This window comes from Micromonospora sp. NPDC049645, assembly GCF_040675155.1.
Lineage (GTDB): Bacteria > Actinomycetota > Actinomycetes > Mycobacteriales > Micromonosporaceae > Micromonospora.
In genome coordinates this window covers 16,479-31,551 of record NZ_JBFAOI010000005.1, presented here as the reverse complement: position 1 = coordinate 31,551, position 15,073 = coordinate 16,479, and the positions used below count along the sequence as shown (strand labels likewise).

General features: G+C 71.7%; 13 protein-coding genes. 7 read left to right on the top strand and 6 right to left on the bottom strand.

The window, feature by feature from the left end; genetic code table 11:
- The first annotated feature begins 53 nt into the window (after positions 1-53).
- The 6 genes from AB0J33_RS13785 (at position 54) to AB0J33_RS13760 (ending at position 5,939) form a co-directional block, all read left to right on the top strand.
- Positions 54-203 (top strand): peptidase, encoded by a 150-nt coding sequence (locus AB0J33_RS13785; RefSeq protein WP_363613262.1) that lies wholly within the window; start codon positions 54-56, stop codon positions 201-203.
- On the top strand, positions 200-742 hold the full coding sequence (locus AB0J33_RS13780; protein ID WP_363613260.1) for a hypothetical protein: 543 nt from the start codon (positions 200-202) through the stop codon (positions 740-742). Before AB0J33_RS13785 ends, AB0J33_RS13780 begins: the two co-directional genes overlap by 4 nt.
- Entirely contained in the window at positions 732-2,288 is a 1,557-nt protein-coding gene (locus AB0J33_RS13775; RefSeq protein WP_363613258.1) for a glycosyltransferase, read from the top strand. The genes AB0J33_RS13780 and AB0J33_RS13775 overlap by 11 nt, the downstream gene beginning before the upstream one ends.
- A 6-nt stretch (positions 2,289-2,294) precedes the next feature.
- Positions 2,295-3,158 carry a choice-of-anchor P family protein gene (locus AB0J33_RS13770; protein ID WP_363613256.1) on the top strand — a complete coding sequence of 288 codons (864 nt, stop codon included), beginning with the start codon at positions 2,295-2,297 and terminating at the stop codon, positions 3,156-3,158.
- Between the two features lie 6 nt (positions 3,159-3,164).
- Positions 3,165-4,337, top strand: a complete 1,173-nt coding sequence (gene wecB, locus AB0J33_RS13765; protein WP_363613254.1) for a UDP-N-acetylglucosamine 2-epimerase (non-hydrolyzing) — start codon at positions 3,165-3,167, stop codon at positions 4,335-4,337.
- A 126-nt stretch (positions 4,338-4,463) separates the two neighbouring features.
- A complete protein-coding gene (locus AB0J33_RS13760; RefSeq protein WP_363613252.1) occupies positions 4,464-5,939 on the top strand; it encodes an acyltransferase in 1,476 nt (491 codons plus the stop codon).
- A 70-nt stretch (positions 5,940-6,009) separates the two neighbouring features.
- Here the strand turns inward: AB0J33_RS13760 and AB0J33_RS13755 are convergent, their stop codons facing one another.
- From AB0J33_RS13755 to AB0J33_RS13740, 4 genes are all read right to left on the bottom strand, one after another.
- Complete coding sequence (locus AB0J33_RS13755) at positions 6,010-7,218, bottom strand: putative sulfate exporter family transporter (protein ID WP_363613250.1); 1,209 nt, start codon at positions 7,216-7,218, stop codon at positions 6,010-6,012.
- Entirely contained in the window at positions 7,218-7,364 is a 147-nt protein-coding gene (locus AB0J33_RS13750) for a hypothetical protein (protein ID WP_363613248.1), read from the bottom strand. The genes AB0J33_RS13755 and AB0J33_RS13750 overlap by 1 nt, the downstream gene beginning before the upstream one ends.
- Positions 7,365-7,739: 375 nt before the next feature.
- A complete protein-coding gene (locus AB0J33_RS13745; protein ID WP_363613246.1) occupies positions 7,740-9,614 on the bottom strand; it encodes an adenylyl cyclase in 1,875 nt (624 codons plus the stop codon).
- A 359-nt stretch (positions 9,615-9,973) separates the two neighbouring features.
- Positions 9,974-10,741 (bottom strand): alpha/beta fold hydrolase, encoded by a 768-nt coding sequence (locus AB0J33_RS13740; protein ID WP_363613244.1) that lies wholly within the window; start codon positions 10,739-10,741, stop codon positions 9,974-9,976.
- Between the two features lie 59 nt (positions 10,742-10,800).
- Between AB0J33_RS13740 and AB0J33_RS13735 the strand changes: the two genes are divergently transcribed.
- On the top strand, positions 10,801-13,839 hold the full coding sequence (locus tag AB0J33_RS13735) for a BTAD domain-containing putative transcriptional regulator (protein ID WP_363613242.1): 3,039 nt from the start codon (positions 10,801-10,803) through the stop codon (positions 13,837-13,839).
- Positions 13,840-13,846: 7 nt separating this feature from the next.
- On the opposite strand, the gene AB0J33_RS13730 is transcribed toward AB0J33_RS13735, so the two are convergent.
- Both AB0J33_RS13730 and AB0J33_RS13725 read right to left on the bottom strand, forming a co-directional pair.
- Positions 13,847-14,401, bottom strand: coding sequence for a dihydrofolate reductase family protein (locus AB0J33_RS13730; protein WP_363613240.1), 555 nt, complete (start codon positions 14,399-14,401; stop codon positions 13,847-13,849).
- Positions 14,402-14,474: 73 nt separating this feature from the next.
- Positions 14,475-15,065, bottom strand: coding sequence for a hypothetical protein (locus AB0J33_RS13725; protein ID WP_363613238.1), 591 nt, complete (start codon positions 15,063-15,065; stop codon positions 14,475-14,477).
- Between the last annotated feature and the right edge of the window lie 8 nt (positions 15,066-15,073).

Sequence of the window (15,073 nt, the reverse complement as noted above, 5' to 3'; positions counted from 1 at the left end):
TTTGCCCGATTCGTCGGTGCCATTCTGGCCTTCGAGTTAGCTAGGGGGTTGGCATGTACGGAGTACCTACCAAGGGGCCACACATCGGCGGTGGCCTGGCCGCGACCGGGTTCGCCATTCAGTCCTGGTTGCTGGTCGGCGTCGGCCTGGTCGTGCTGGGCGTGGCGCTGTGGCTCGTCGCCATGTTGGGCCGCGAACGATGACGGTTTCCCGACGCGGATCGTGGTTGCGCGCCGGCGCCGGCGGCCTGATCGGAGTCGCCGTCGCCGTCGCCACGCTCTGGCGCTGGCACGACATCGCCAGCGCCGAGGCGTGGCTGAACGCTCACCTCGTCAACGCCGTCGGGTTGGCGGACACCAAATCCATCGGCGCCGCCGTGATCTTCCCGCTGGACGAGCGCTGGGTCGGTTTCATGGTCTCCAGCGGCTGCTCGGTGGCCATGCTGCTGATCCCGCCGACCGTGCTCGCGTCGACGTTGATCGGGTTCCGCCGCATCTCACTGACGCGTGGACTGAACGCGCTGGCGATAGCCGTCGTGCTGCTGGTCACGGTCAACCAGATCCGACTCGGCGCGGTGGTGGTCTCGATGCAGACCTGGGGCTTCAAGCTGGGCTACGAACGCAGTCACGTGCTGATCGGCTCGGTGATCACCACCGCCGGCCTGATCGCCGTCACGATCCTGTTCGTGATCCTGGTCAGCCGGACCAAGCGGATCTCCGGGACGGTCGCCGGTGTCCACTGAGACGCAGTCCCTCGCCCTGCTCAACACGGCGGCGTTCCTGCTGTGCGTCAGCTTCTGCGCGTACGTGCTGAGCATCCTGGTCTTTCACTTGAAGAGCGGGCGCAGCCGGGGCGGTAGTCCGGACGGCTTCGACTGGCACATCATCGTGCCGTGCCGCAACGAGGCGTCGGTCGTCGGCGACACCGTGCGGCGGCTGCTGTGCGACTTTCCCCAGGCGATCGTCTGGTGCGTCGACGACGCGTCCGAGGACGGCACGCTGGCCGAGCTGGCGGCCTTCGCCGACCAGCCCCGGGTACACGTGGTCCGGCGTCAACTGCCGGACGCGCGGCAGGGCAAGGGCGCCGCGCTCAACGCCGCCTGGCGACGCATCGAGCAGTCGTTGCCCGCCGACGCGGACCGTACCCGGGTGATCGTCGGCGTGCTGGACGCGGACAGCCGACTCGACCCGCAGGGGCCCGTCGCGCTCTCCGGCCGCCAGTACTTCGGTGCGGCGGAGGTCGGCGCCGTGCAGGTGGAGGTGCGGATGCTCCAGTGCGCGCCGCGCCGGTACGCCCAGCCGACCGAGGTCAGCCGCTGGGGACGGCTGCTGATCCGGCTACAGGACATGGAGTTCCGGGCACCGATCGCCGCCATGCAGTCGCTGCGTCGGCGTACCGGCAGCGTCGCGATGGGTGGCAACGGGCAGTTCACCCGGCTGTCCCTGCTCAACGAGATCGCCGACCAGCACGGCACCCCGTGGCACGGCGCCCTCCTGGAGGACTTCGAGCTGGGCCTGCACATCCTGCTGGCCGGCGGGCGCACCGAGTACTGCCCGGAGAGCTGGGTGGCCCAGGAGGCGTTGACCCGGATCCGCCCGCTGGTGCGGCAGCGCACCCGGTGGGCCCAGGGGTCGATGCAGTGTGGCCGCTACCTCGGCCGGGTGCTGCGCTCGTCGCGCATCGGCAATTCCGCCACCCTGGAGATCGCCCACTTCCTGGCCGCGCCGTGGACCCAGCTGCTCGGCACGCCGGTCTACCTCGCCTGCCTGGTGGTGATGTCGTACTACATCGACAACACCGCCGGTGGACTTGGCGGCTGGTGGAGTAGCGGCGGCTGGGGCGTACCCCCGCTGGTGCTCGTCTTCGGCATCGGACCGTTCGCCCTGTGGGGCATCGTCTACCGGAGCCGCTGCGAGCCGCACCTGTCGGTGTCCAAGGCCCTGCTGCTCGGCGTCTGCCACTGGCTGTACAGCTACGCCCAGTCGCTGGCCGTCTGGCTGGCCTTCGCCCGCATGGTGACGGCCCGCACCGACTGGCAGAAGACCGCCCGTGCCGCCGATCCGCAGCCGCAGCCGGCCCCGGCTCGGGCCGTGGGCCGAGTGGCCGTCGGACAGACGGCCGTGGGTCGGGCCGCCGTGCCGCCACAGCCGCGCCGGATGCAACCCGCACGCCGGTCGGGCCGCAAGGACGGACCACGGTCGATCCGGCCGCCCCGCCACCTCAGCCACCTGACGCACCTCACCACCCCCACCACAGACCGCCCCGCAATCGCCCACATCAGAAAGTAGACATCTATGCCACGAGTTAGATCCGGCCTCGCCCGCACCGCTGCGGTGCTGGCCGGTGGCCTCGCCATGGCCGTCCTGGCGGCCTCTCCGGCAATGGCCGACACCTCCCAGTCCTCCGCCTCGGCGCTCCGGATCAGCCTGCTCGGCGGCGGCCTCGCCAGTTCCGGCACCGCCTCGGCCACGAACGACGGCACCACCGAGTCGATCTCCGGTAACCAGAATCCCCCGCTAAGCGTGCTCGGTGCGCAGACCGTCATCACGGCGGGTGTGCTGAGTCAGAACGTCCGCGCGTTCAACGACGGCACCTCGGCGGCCTGCGCCGGGGTTCTCGGCCCGAGCGGCACGATCACCATCGGTCCCGGCGGTTCCTGCATCGTCACGCCGGGCACCGGGGTGACGCTGACCCTCGGGACCAGCGGCGTCGCCACGATCTCACTGGTCGCGGACGCCATCTACTCGTCGTGCACCGCCACCAGCAGCCCCTCGGCGACGGGCACCGCGACCCTGCTCAACGCCCGGATCGTCTCGACGACCCTGGGTGTGGAGACGACCCTGCTCAACCTGCCGGCAAACCCGGCGCCGAACACCGGACTGAACGTTCCAGGGCTGATCAACCTGACGCTCAACGCCCAGTCCAGCTCGGGCGTGGGTCAGCTCAGCGTCACGGCGCTGAACCTGACGGCGCTCGGTGGAGCGCTGGCCGGGGTGACCATCGGTACGTCGAGCTGCGGAGCCAACGCGGTCGCGCCCCCCATTCCAGTGATCCCGCTCGCCGGGGCACCGATCGCGCTCGGTATCGGCGCGCTCGTGGCCGGCACCACCGGCGGGTTCTCGCTCTACCGGCGTCGCCGCGCGGCTGCCCGGAGCTGACCCGACATGTGTGCGAGCAGGTCGACACCGCGAGAGGTCCTGATCCTGGCCGGCACCAGGCCGGAGGGAGTGAAGACCGCGCCTCTGATCCGCCGTCTCCTCGATGATCCGAGGTTCACGGTCCGGGTGGCGGATACCGGCCAACAGCCGGGACGCGTCGCCGAGGCTCTCGCCCCGTTCGGACTCCGCCCGGAGGTGAGCCTGTGCCCGCAACGGCGTACCGGCTCGCTCGCCGAGCTGGCGGCGGCCCTGCTCACGGGGATCGACGACCTGCTCACACACCACCGTCCAGCGGCGGTCGTGGTGCAAGGGGACACCACGACCGCCCTGGCCGGCGGGACGGCCGCGTTCTGGCGGCACGTCCCGGTCGTACACCTGGAGGCCGGGCTGCGGACCAACGACCTGGACCGGCCGTTCCCGGAGGAGGCCAACCGGGCCATGCTGGCCCGGATCGCGGCACTGCACCTGGCGCCGACCCGCGCGGCGAGAGCGAACCTCCTCGGTGAGGGCATCCGTTCCGGTGCGATCGTGGTGACCGGCAACACCGTGGTGGATGCCCTTCAGGACCTCGTCGCGCGCGGCGCGTCCCCGGCACCGGCCTGGGTCGACCCGACCCGCAAGCTGGTGGTGGCCACTGTGCACCGTCGGGAGAACTGGGGCCACGGGGTGGCCGCCACGGTGGACGGGCTCCGCCGCCTGGCCCGGCAGTGCGCCGATGCCCAGATCGTCATGGTCACCCACCCGAACCCGCAGCTCAGCGCGGAGGTCACCGCGGGTCTGGCGGGCATTCCCAACGCCCGGGTCAGCCCACCACTGCCCTACCCGCAGATGATCGGGCTGCTGCGGGTGGCCGATCTGGTCGTCACCGACTCGGGTGGGCTCCAGGAGGAGGCCGCCACCCTGGGGGTGCCGTTGTTGGTCACCAGGGACACCACCGAACGACCGGAGGCCCTGATGCCGGGGCGCGGCGAGCTGGTGGGCACCGATCCGGAACGGGTGCTGTCGGCCGGGCTTCGTCACCTCGCCGCGGGGCGGGCCGCCGCGGTCGGGTCACCGTTCGGCGACGGGCGGGCCAGCGAGCGATCCGTCGTGGCCATGGCGGGGCTGCTGAACGTGCCGGCCCGTCGTCTGGTCCAGACCCGTCGCCGCAGCGCCGCTCCGGTCACGCGACTCGGCTGATACCGACAATCATGGAGTTAACCGGGCAAATATCCCTTTTCCACTGATACTTGGTTCATCGAGGTGCCGATCGGCAGCGATCCGATCCCTCGGTCCGAACAGGTCAGTGATCGAAGGAGTCGTCAGGTGCAGGCGTGGTTCAACGGGCAACGGTCCCCGACTCTGCAGGGCAGATACTCGGCCCAGCACAACGCCTTCGGCGTCCTTCGCCTGGCGATGGCCTGCGGCGTGATCATCGCGCACGCCGGCCCGCTCGGCTTCGGCCAGTCGAACGTCGGCGCGGCCACCTTCGGCCGGCAGAGCGATCTCGGCACCATGTGCCTGTACGGATTCTTCCTGATCTCCGGATACCTCATCACCGACAGCGCGTTGCGCTCCACCCTGCGCCAGTACGTCCGCGCCCGTCTGCTGCGGGTCTTCCCCGGGCTGTGGGTCTGCCTGCTGGTCACCGCGTTCGTCTTCGCCCCGCTGGCGGCGCTCTACGAGAACGGCAACCTGCACGGGTTCTGGGGTCACCCCGAGGGGCCGTTCGACTACCTCACCACGAACTTCCTCGCCTCGATGGAGCAGTTCCCCATCTCCGGCCTGCTGGCCGACACCCCGTACGGGCTGATCGTCGGTGGGCCGAGCGCGTTCGACGGAGCACTGTGGACGCTGCGGTACGACCTTGCGTTCTACGGGATCGTCGGCATCCTCGTGGTGACCTCGGTGCTGCACCGGGCGCCTCGCGCGGTGCTCGTCCTGACCTCCGTCTGTTACGCGCTGATCCTGCGGGACTTCTTCACGGCACCGACCTGGAGCTCCCGGCCGCCACAACACGGCGCGATCGGGCCGTTCCCGCTGCTCGGCGCGTTCGCTGCCGACTGGACGCTGATGCTCGGCTTCCTGTTCCTGCTCGGTGCCGCCGCCCGCCTGTACGCACACCGGATTCCGATGACCTCGCGGTTGGCCGTGCTGGCCGGTGTCGCGATGGTCGGCTCGCTGTGGCTGGGCGGGTTCTTCGCGATCGGTCTGCCGGCGTTCGCCTACCTGGTGCTCTTCGCGGCGGTCGCGCTGCCGAAGCGGCTGTCCGTCATCGGCCGACGCCACGACTACACGTACGGCATCTACATCTACGGCTTCCCGGTGCAGCAGATGATCGCCCTGCTCGGCGGCGCCCGCTTCGGGATGGTCGGCTACATCGTGCTGAGCCTGCTCGGTGCGCTGCTGTTCGCCGTCCTCTCCTGGCACCTGGTGGAACGGCCCGCCCTCGGGTTCAAGACCGGCAGCGGGCGCGCACGGCACCGGCGCGCGGGCCGCGTGGCCGTCCCACGCCCCACGCTGATCCCGACCCCGGTGACCGTCGCGGGCGCCGAGGCACGCGCCGGCACCACACGGCACAGGGCCGGCGCCCGGCACAGCAGATCGACGAAGGTCGCCCCGGCCGCGACGACCGCGCCGCGCCGCACCAAGCGGCCCATCGAAACGGCGCCCGCGTTCCTGGCGGCGCCTGTCCGGACCAAGAAGGACCTCTCGTTCATTCCGGTGACGACGCCGACCGCGCACACCCGATCGGGTGGGTCGCACCGGGCGCCGACCACCGCGACGACGCCACCTCGGTGACCTCGGTGGGGCCGGAGCCGGCGTGGCTGCGGCCCCACCACCGCCCGCGAATGCGGGCCGACCGGCCGGCTCAGGCCGAGAAGTTGCGGAACAACAGGGACGCCAGGCCCAGCGCCAACGCCAGGTTGAACACGGTGGCGCTGGCGAACACCGCCACCGGCCGCCAACCGGCCTCCCGCAGCGACGCGACCCGGACCTCCAGACCGATGCTGACGAAGGCCAGGATCAGGAACAGCACGCGCAGGTCGTTGACGATGGCGATGGTGGCCTTGCCGTCCGCGCCGGCCGCGTCGAGGTACCAGGTGGCGATGACCGAGGCCGCGATGAAACCCAGAACGAACTTGGGGAACCGCGACCACAGCTCACCGAGGCCCGGTCGGGCCGCGCCGGGCCGCCGTTCCACCCGCAGGGTGAAGTACGCGGTGAGCGCGACCGCGACCACGCCCATCAGGGCGTTCTGGGTGACCTTGACGATGCTGGCGATCTGGAGCGCCTCCTCACCGGCGAGCGCCCCGGCGGCGGTCACCGCGGCCGTGGTGTCGATGTTGCCGCCGATCCAGGCGCCGGCCACCGCGTCGGAGAGCCCGAACACGTCGGCCAACCAGGGCAGGACGAAGATGGACGGCAGCGCGAAGACGATGACCAGACTTGCCGTGTAGGCCAGCTGCTCGCGGCGCGCGCGCACCGCGCCGGCGGCGGCGATCGCCGCGCTGACCCCACAGATCGACACCGCCGACGCGAGCAGCGCCCGCAGCTTGTCGTCGAGGCCGAACCGTCCGGCCAACCACCAGGTGAACAGGAAGACCCCGCTGATCAGCAGGATCGCCTGGGCGATCGCCGGGCCGGCGGCGCTGGCGATGACGGCCAGGTTGATCGACGCCCCCAGCAGCACCAGACCGGTCTTGATGAAGAACTCGGTCCGGAACGCGGCGGCGATCCGGTCCCGCCACCCGAGCAGGGTGACCGCGACGTTGCCGAGCAGGCCGAGCAGGATCGCGTAGACCGGGTATTCGATCGCCGCACCGATGTCCTCGACGGCGGTGCCCTCGGCCCAGGCCGGAACGTTCTGCTCCAGGTAGCGGGTGAGCGCGGCGAGACCGACCACGACCAACAGCCCGAGCGTCGTCCAGGCCCAGAACGCCCGGTCACGGGTCACGCCGGCAGGGTCGGCTGGATCCGCGGTGGTCGACCGACTGGCGGGCTCGACCACGTCGTCGTCGACGTGGGTGGCGTCGGCCGTGCCGCGCTCCTGGCCCGCGCGGGTCACGTCGGCGGTCATCAGGGCACCAGCCCGGCGGGAATGGCACCGAGCAGGACCAGCGCGAGCAGGGTCAGGCCGAGGACGGTCGCCATCCAGTCCTCGTTGAACGCGAGCCGGGACTCGCCGGCCGTCGGTGCAGTGGACGATGGCTGATCGGATGTCATGGCGTACCTCCATGGTGGTGAACCGGTCCGGCAGCGCCGGATCGGTCGGGAGTGCGGTGACGAGCGTGCCGAGCCACGCCGGTGAGCCGGGGTTCACGAGGCGACGTGCGATCCGGCAATGCGGCCGGAGGAGGAATGCGGGGGTGCGCCGCTCAGTCGGTGGCCGGTGCGCCCGGACAGAGCTCGCTGGCGGTCCGCATCAGGTCGACGACCCGACGCGAGGTGAGGAGCGGACCAACCGGCATTCTCCTATTTTCCTAGCGACACGATAGGAATTCAAGACCGTGGACGCGGATTCTCCGCGCCGCACCCCACCACGGACGACGGGGCCGGAGCCATCGCCGGCTCCGGCCCCGTCGGTACGCGCGGAATCCGCTACGAGGTCGGGTACTGGTTCAGGTAGACCGGAGCGCCGACCTTGGTCATGTCGGCCGCGTCGCCGACGCCGTTGACCACGTGGTCGATCGTGCCGGCGCTGAGGTTGACGGTCATGACGTGGTGCAGCCGCACACCAGGCCGGTTCGGCACCTCGAAACCGTTCTCGGTGTGGATCGACGGGTTGTTCTGGTTGAAGACGTACACCCCGCCGCCGTGCAGGGTGTGGTGACGGACCCCGTCACCGACCTTGTACCCGGCCCAGCCCTCGACCGCGCCGTTCATCCAGTCGGCCTGCGTCGGCGGGTCGTACGGCAGCTCGTTCTGGTAGAGGATCGTGGTGCCGTGCTCGCCGTTCCACACCGTGTTGTAGCGCTGGAAGTGCTCGACGAACAGCCCGGTCGCGGTCACGTGGTCGCCGTTGATGACGGCGCCGTAGCGACCGGTGTTGGTGCGCCAGCGGTCGGTGTCACCGTTGACGCCCTCGGTGAAACCCTCGACGCCGTGATCGCCGCGCCACACCCAGGTGTGGTCGATGAGCACGTTGTCGCTGTTGACCTCCAGTGCGGTGTTCGTCCGCCCGATGTGCGGGCCACCGACCCGGAAGTACACGTCGGAGAGCGTGGTCGGGTTGTGCGGGCTGCTCGCGTTGTGGCCGTGCTGGCGGCCGACCCGCAGCAGGACCGGCGACTCGACGGTGCCGGCGTCGATCGTGACACCGGCGACGATCACGCCGGGCACGCCGGCGACGTCCAGCGGAATCGCGCCGTTCACGGCGGTGAGCGTGGCGTGCCCGATCCCGAGCACCACCGTGTCCGGACGCCGGACCTCGATGCTGCGCGCGATGTCGTACGTGCCGGGGGTCAGCAGCAGGTGCTTGCCACGCGCCAGTTGACTGTTGATGACACGCACCGGGTCGGACGGCTTCGCGATGAAGAAGTCATCGATCCCGATGGTCCGCCCCGGCGTCATGCCGTCGGCCCACGAGACGCCCCGGCTGTCGCGCTGGGCGGCGGGCACCCGCACCTGGTAGCGACCCTTACCGTCGACGAAGAGGTACGGCTTCTCCCGGCTGACCGGGGTGGTCTCCAGGGTGGTGTACGGCGGGTCGGGGAAGGTGGCGTCGTCCGGCGCGCCCTCGACCCCCGCGAACACCTGGTTCCACACCGCGTTGGACCAGCCGCCGATCTCGCTGTTACGGGTGAGCCACTGCTGCTGCGAGCCGTTCGTCGTCGCCGGCAGCCGTGAGTCCGCGATGAACCCGCCGCTGGCGAACTGCGGGCCGGCGGTGCAGTAGTCCATCAGCGACAGACCGCCGCCGCCGATGTTGAGCCGACGCATCGACACCGCCTGGGAGACCGCCCAGAAGTTCGCCGACGACCGGCAACCGTCCTGACCGGCCGCGTTGATGGTGAGCGAGAGGTTGGACAGGGTGCGCCAGAAGTTGACCAGGGCGAGGCAGTTGCCGGTGCCGCCGTCGGCCAGGCAGCGGTTGTAGACCTCGATCTTGCCGTTGACGGTGACGTCGGTGGGCGAGGCGCCCAGGCCGGACACCTCGGTGTAGTAGCCGACCTTGGCCTGCAACGGCTGCTCGGCCGTGCCGTAGGTGCCCGGCTTGAACAGATAGGCGTGCCGCTCGGTGCCCATCTCGTTGTCGACCTGCCGGGCGTGCGCCGCGTCGAGGGTCTGCTGGATCTCGCCGACCGGCATGGCCGGGTCGAAGATCGTCACGTTCGGGCCGAAGTCGGGGGCGTCGTGCGTCGGACGACCGGCGGTGGCCGCCGTGCTGGTCATCGTGGTGGCGGTGGTCAACAGCAGAGCGAGAAGGAGGGTACGGCCGGTTCGCCGGCGTACGCCTCGGGACGGAGCTGTCATGTGGTTCGTCCTCTCCGCTGGCCGGAGCTGATCCCGACGCAGCTGGGGCGGTGAGAGCGCTCTCTTGCCCTTGCGACCGGAGGTTGGGCCGGGCCGAAGGGGTCGACATGTTTCTACCCGTTAATCCGCCCCACCGCCACGACCAGACCGCCGAACTTCACACGGCCAGAGAAGACCACCCCCCGGGTTACCGACGCCGGCGCTCCACTGCCGACCCGAGTTCACACAAGCCAATCCCCCGCGATCTTGCACTTTCTGTCGCCGTCACGCGGCTTTCGCGCCTTATGTCGCCGCAGAAAACGCAAGATCGCGAAGGGGGGTCGGGGCGCGGGGCGCGGGGCGAGGGGCGCGGGGCGCGGTTAGCGGTTCGGGTCGGCCTCGGTCAGGAACTCGTCGATCATCGGGGCCAGCCAGTCGGCGCGCTGCGGGATCGAGGTGTGCGTGGTGCCGGGCAGGATGGCCAACCGGCAGGCCGGCAGACCGGTCAGGTCACCGGGCACCGCGCCGCCGAGCAGCCGGAACATCAGCACCGCGTGCTCGGGTTGGACGATGTCCGCGTCGGCCAGCACGATCATGGTGGGTGCGGCCAGCGCACGGATCTGCTCGGGCGTCCACCGCGGCAGGTTCGCGTCCAGCACCTTCATCTTGGTGACCAGGCCGGCCCAGCCCGCCGGGTCCGGCGCCGTCCGCAGGTACTCCTCGTGGAACTCCGAGCCGTGCAGATGCTCCGGTTGCAGGTCCTGGATCCCGTCGAGCAGCCCGGGGTGCAGGCCGTCCTCGTCGAAGCTCACCGAGGCGAGCACGAGGCGGCCCACCCGGTCGGCGTGGTGGGTGCCGAGGCGCAGCGCCACCGCCGCGCCCAGGCGCCAGCCGTACACGTCGGCCCGCGCCACGCCCAACCGGTCGAGCAGCTCCACGACGTCGGCGGCGAAGTGCTCCACGGTCAGCGGCCGGTCCACGTCGGGGGTGTGGCCGTGGGCCTGCAACTCGACGGCGATCACCCGCCGGGTCTTCGCGAGGAACGGCAGGATCGTGCCGAACGACGTGCCGATGCCGGAGAGTGCGCCGTGGATCAGCACCAGCGGGCGACCCGCGCCACTGCCATGCGCTTCGGAGTAGATGTCCATGCCCACACGGTGCGCTCGCGCGCTTACGGTCCGCTTCAGGTCGCCTTACCGGCGCTAGGATGACCGCCGTGCAATTCGGGGTGCTCGGGCCGCTCGCCGTGACCACGGACGCCGGCGAGCCGGTGGTGGTGCCCGGCACGAAGGTGCGGGCGTTGCTGGCCGACCTGTTGACCAACCGCAACCAGGTGGTCTCCGCGGACCGCCTCATCGACGACCTGTGGGGTGACGACGCCCCCGCCAACCCGGCCGGCGCGCTCCAGGTGCGGGTGTCGCAGCTGCGCAGGGCGCTCAACGACGCCGAGCCGGGCGCCCGCGACCTGATCGAGTCCCGGCCGCCCGGTTACCTCCTGCGGGCCGACGCCGTCGACGCGGACCGGTTCACCGACCTGAGTCGCAGCACCGACGTCGAGCGGCTGACCGAGGCGCTCGCGTTGTGGCGCGGCAACGCGTACGCCGACGTGGCCGACGCCGAGTTCGTCCGTGCGGAGGCGGCCCGCCTCGCCGAGCAACGCCTCGTCGTGCAGGAGCGGTTGGCGCAGGCCCGGCTGGCCCGGGGTGAGCACGACCTGGTGGCCGCGGACCTCAGCGAGTTGGTGGCCCGGCATCCACTGCGTGAGGGTCTGCGGGCGGTGCAGCTGCGCGCGCTGTACGCGGCCGGCCGCCAGTCCGAGGCGTTGGACAGCTATGCCGACCTGCGGGAACGGCTCGCCGAGGAACTGGGCCTCGACCCCGGCCCGGAGTTGGTCGCGCTGCACCGCAGCATCCTCGAACAGGACGCGCGCCTCAGCGCCCCACCGAAGGCGGCGCTCATCCGGAACAGCCTGCCGGCCCAGCTCGACGAGTTGGTCGGACGGGCCGAGGCGCTCGCCGAGCTGCGCGCGCTGCTGACCCGGCAGCGGCTGGTCACGCTGGTCGGCCCGGGGGGTGTCGGCAAGACCCGACTGGCCACCGAGACGGCCCGCGCACAGTCGTTCCCGGACGGCGTCCAGCTGGTCGAGCTGGCGCCGCTGCCGGCCGGTGACGCCCGCGTCGCCGAACAGGTGCTCGGCGCCCTGGGCGGCTTCGAGGCTGCCGGCACCAGCCTGTCCCCCGCCGACCGGGTGGTCACGGCTCTGCGGCACCGGCGGTTGCTGCTCGTGCTGGACAACTGCGAACACGTCGTCGAGCCGGTCGCCGAGCTGGTCGCCCGGATGCTCCGTGACGTGCCCGGCGTGAGCGTGCTGGCCACCAGCAGGGAGCCGCTCGGGTTGACCGGTGAACAGCTCTGGGAGGTACCCCCGCTGCCCGTGCCGGACGGCGGTGACCTGGATGCGGTCCGGCGCTCGGCGGCGGCCCGGTTGTTCGTCGCCCGCGCCGCCGCGCAGCAACGCGGTTTCCGCCTCGACGGGCAGAGCGCGGCGGCGGTGGCCCAGCTCTGCCGTCGCCTCGACGGTCTGCCGCTGGCGCTGGAGCTGGCCGCGACCCGGGTCCGTGCGCTGGGAGTGCGCGGGGTGGTGGACCGGCTCGACGACCGGTTCCGGTTGCTCAGCACCGCGCAGCGGGACGTGCCGCCGCGGCAGCGGACGCTCACCGCGGTGATCGCCTGGAGCTGGGATCTTCTGGACGAGACCGACCGGGTGGTGCTGGCCCGACTGGCGGTGTTTCCGGACGGGTGCACCCCGGAGGCCGCCGAACACGTCTGCCGCACCGACCTGGACGCCCTGTCTCGGTTGGTGGACCGGTCGCTGGTGGTGCTCGACGACTCCGGCGCGGCCCCGCGCTACCGGCTGCTCGAATCGGTGGCCGCGTTCGGCCTGGAGCGCCTGACCGACGCCGACGAGGTACGCGCGCGGCACGCCGCCTACTACACCGAGCTGGCCGAGCGCGCCGACGCCGGGCTGCGCGGGGCTGACCAGCCGCGCTGGCTGGCACAGCTGGACGCCGAGACGGCGAATCTGCGCGCCGCGCTGGTCCACGGCGGTGGGCTGCGGCTCGCCGTCGCACTGAGCTGGTACTGGTTTCTGCGTGGCCGGCTCACCGAGGCACGGCGAGCCCTGTCGACGCCCGGCGACCCGACGCAGGAGTCCCGGGCGGCGGCGTGGCGGGTGGGCTTCGCGCTGTTGCGGGGCGACGCGGTCCCGCCGTCGGAGGTCCGCGCCGCGGTGGCCGGCGACCCGGACGGCCGGGGCGCCTGGTTCGCGGCCAACGCGGCGACCGACCACAGTGACCTGGCCCTGGCGGCGGAGCTGCTGCCCACCTCCACCGACCGGTGGACCGAGGCGGCGGTGCTCACCACCCGTGCCAAGATCGCGCACGTGCTCGGCGACCAGGCGGCGCTGGAGCACGCGGCGACCCGCAGCGCCGCGCTCTTCGCCGACCTGGGCGACCAGTGGGGAAGGCTGCAGGCGACCGAGTGGGTGGCGGCGTTGGCGGAGATGCGTGGTGCGCACGAGCGCGCCGCCGCGCTGCACCGCGACGGGCTGCGCTGGGCCGAGGAGCTGGGGCTGTGGCCGCAGGTCGGCACCGAGCTGGCCTGGCTGGCCTGGCTCGCGGTGCAGACCCGCGACTACCCGCAGGCCCGCGAGTTGGCCGAACGCGCGTACCAGCTGGCGCTGGAGCACGACGCGCCGAACGCGCTGGTCTTCGCGGAGCTGAGCCTCGGGCTGGCGGCCCGCCGAGACGGCAAGCTCGACCTGGCCACCACCCACCTCGGCAACCTCGCCGAGCGGGGACGGGCCGAGGCCCAGCCGGCGCTCTACCTGCCGCCGGTTCTGGTCGAGCTGGGCCACGCGGTCGAACAGGGCGGTGACCCGGACGCCGCGTTGGCCCTGCACGTCGAGGCGTTCGAGGTCGCCGAGGCGATGGCCGCGCCACGGGACGCGATCTACGCCCTGGAGGGAATGGCGTCGGCGCTGCACGACCCGGAGACCGCCGCCCGGTTGCTCGGCGCGGCGGCCGCCGCACGGCTCGCCACGCAGGCCCCACCCGCGCCGGCCGAACGCGACGAGATCGAACGGGTGACCGACCGCGTTCGCGCCGTGCTCGGTGGGGAACGCTTCGAGGCGCTGGTCGCCGAGGGCACGAAGCTGAGCCCGGGCGCGGCCCGGGCCCAGCTCTGAGCAGTGCTCAGACGGTCGCCTTCGGCCGGTACGAGGCGACGATCACGCCGCTCTTGTGCACCCGGGTGTCGACCAGGTCGAACGACGCCTTGAAGTCGGTCAGCGGCGCCGTCACGCTGGCCGCGCCCTCCAGCACGGGGTGGATCCAGAACCGGACCTCGTCCACCAGGCCCGCCCGGATCAGCTGCGCGGTGACCGAGCCGAAGCCGTACTGGATGATGTTCCTGCCCTCCTGGGCCTTGAGCGCGGTGACCGCCTCGACCAGATCACCCGGGAGCACCTCCGTGTTGTTCCAGGTGGGGTTGGTCAGGGTGGTGGACGCGACGTACTTCTTGACGTTGTTGAAGTACGCGGCACCGGTGTTCGGGTCGCTCTCGTCCTGCTGCGGCCAGGCGACGGACATGCCGTCGTAGGTGACCCGGCCGATCAGCATCGCGTCCGCCTCGTCGGTCTGCTCGCCGGCGAGGCTCCGGGCCTCCTCGTCGAAGTACGGCGCGGTCCACATCGGGTTCTCGATGACGCCGTCGAGGGTGATGTAGGTCGAGTTGACGAGCTTGCGCATCGGTATCTCCTGGGTGTCGGTCGTGTTCTCCGGTGACAGCCAGAACTCTGCCGGCGCCCGCTTACGATTCGCTTCAGGTGCCCTTACCCGCGTCGTCGGCCGGGCCCTTACCCGCGTCGTCGGCCGGGCCTGGAGCCGGGTCGGCCAACGGGATCGGCAGCGCCTGCGGGGTCACCGTGCCGCCGCCGGTCGAGTGGGCCGGGGCGGGACGGTCACCGACGCGGCTGTGCAGACGCCCGCGCCCCGCCGGTCCGGCCCGGCGGGTCACCTCGACGGTCACCAGCCACACCGGCGGCGCCGGCGGGTTGAACCGCCCGACGCCCCACCGCACCCAGATCGGAATCCGGCCGGCATCCGCCTCCGCGCGCAGCTTCTGCACCGTACGGGCCCGGTCGGTGTGGTCGACCTCCACCACCACCGGCGGGCCGTCCGGGCGGGCGCACGCCACGTCGAGGACCGAGTGCCGCTGCTGGAGCGGCGGCGGCAACGGCAACACGCTGGGCGCGCGCCGGTAGACCCGCCAGCGGTGGGCCTCGGCCCACCGCACCACCGAGTCGATCACCTGGGCGGTGACCCCGTCGGTGTCCAGGTCGACGAAGGTCAGCTCGGCCAGCCAGCGACCCAGGTCGGCGGCCAACCGTTCGCCCTGCGCCGCGACCTCCACCGGCGCAG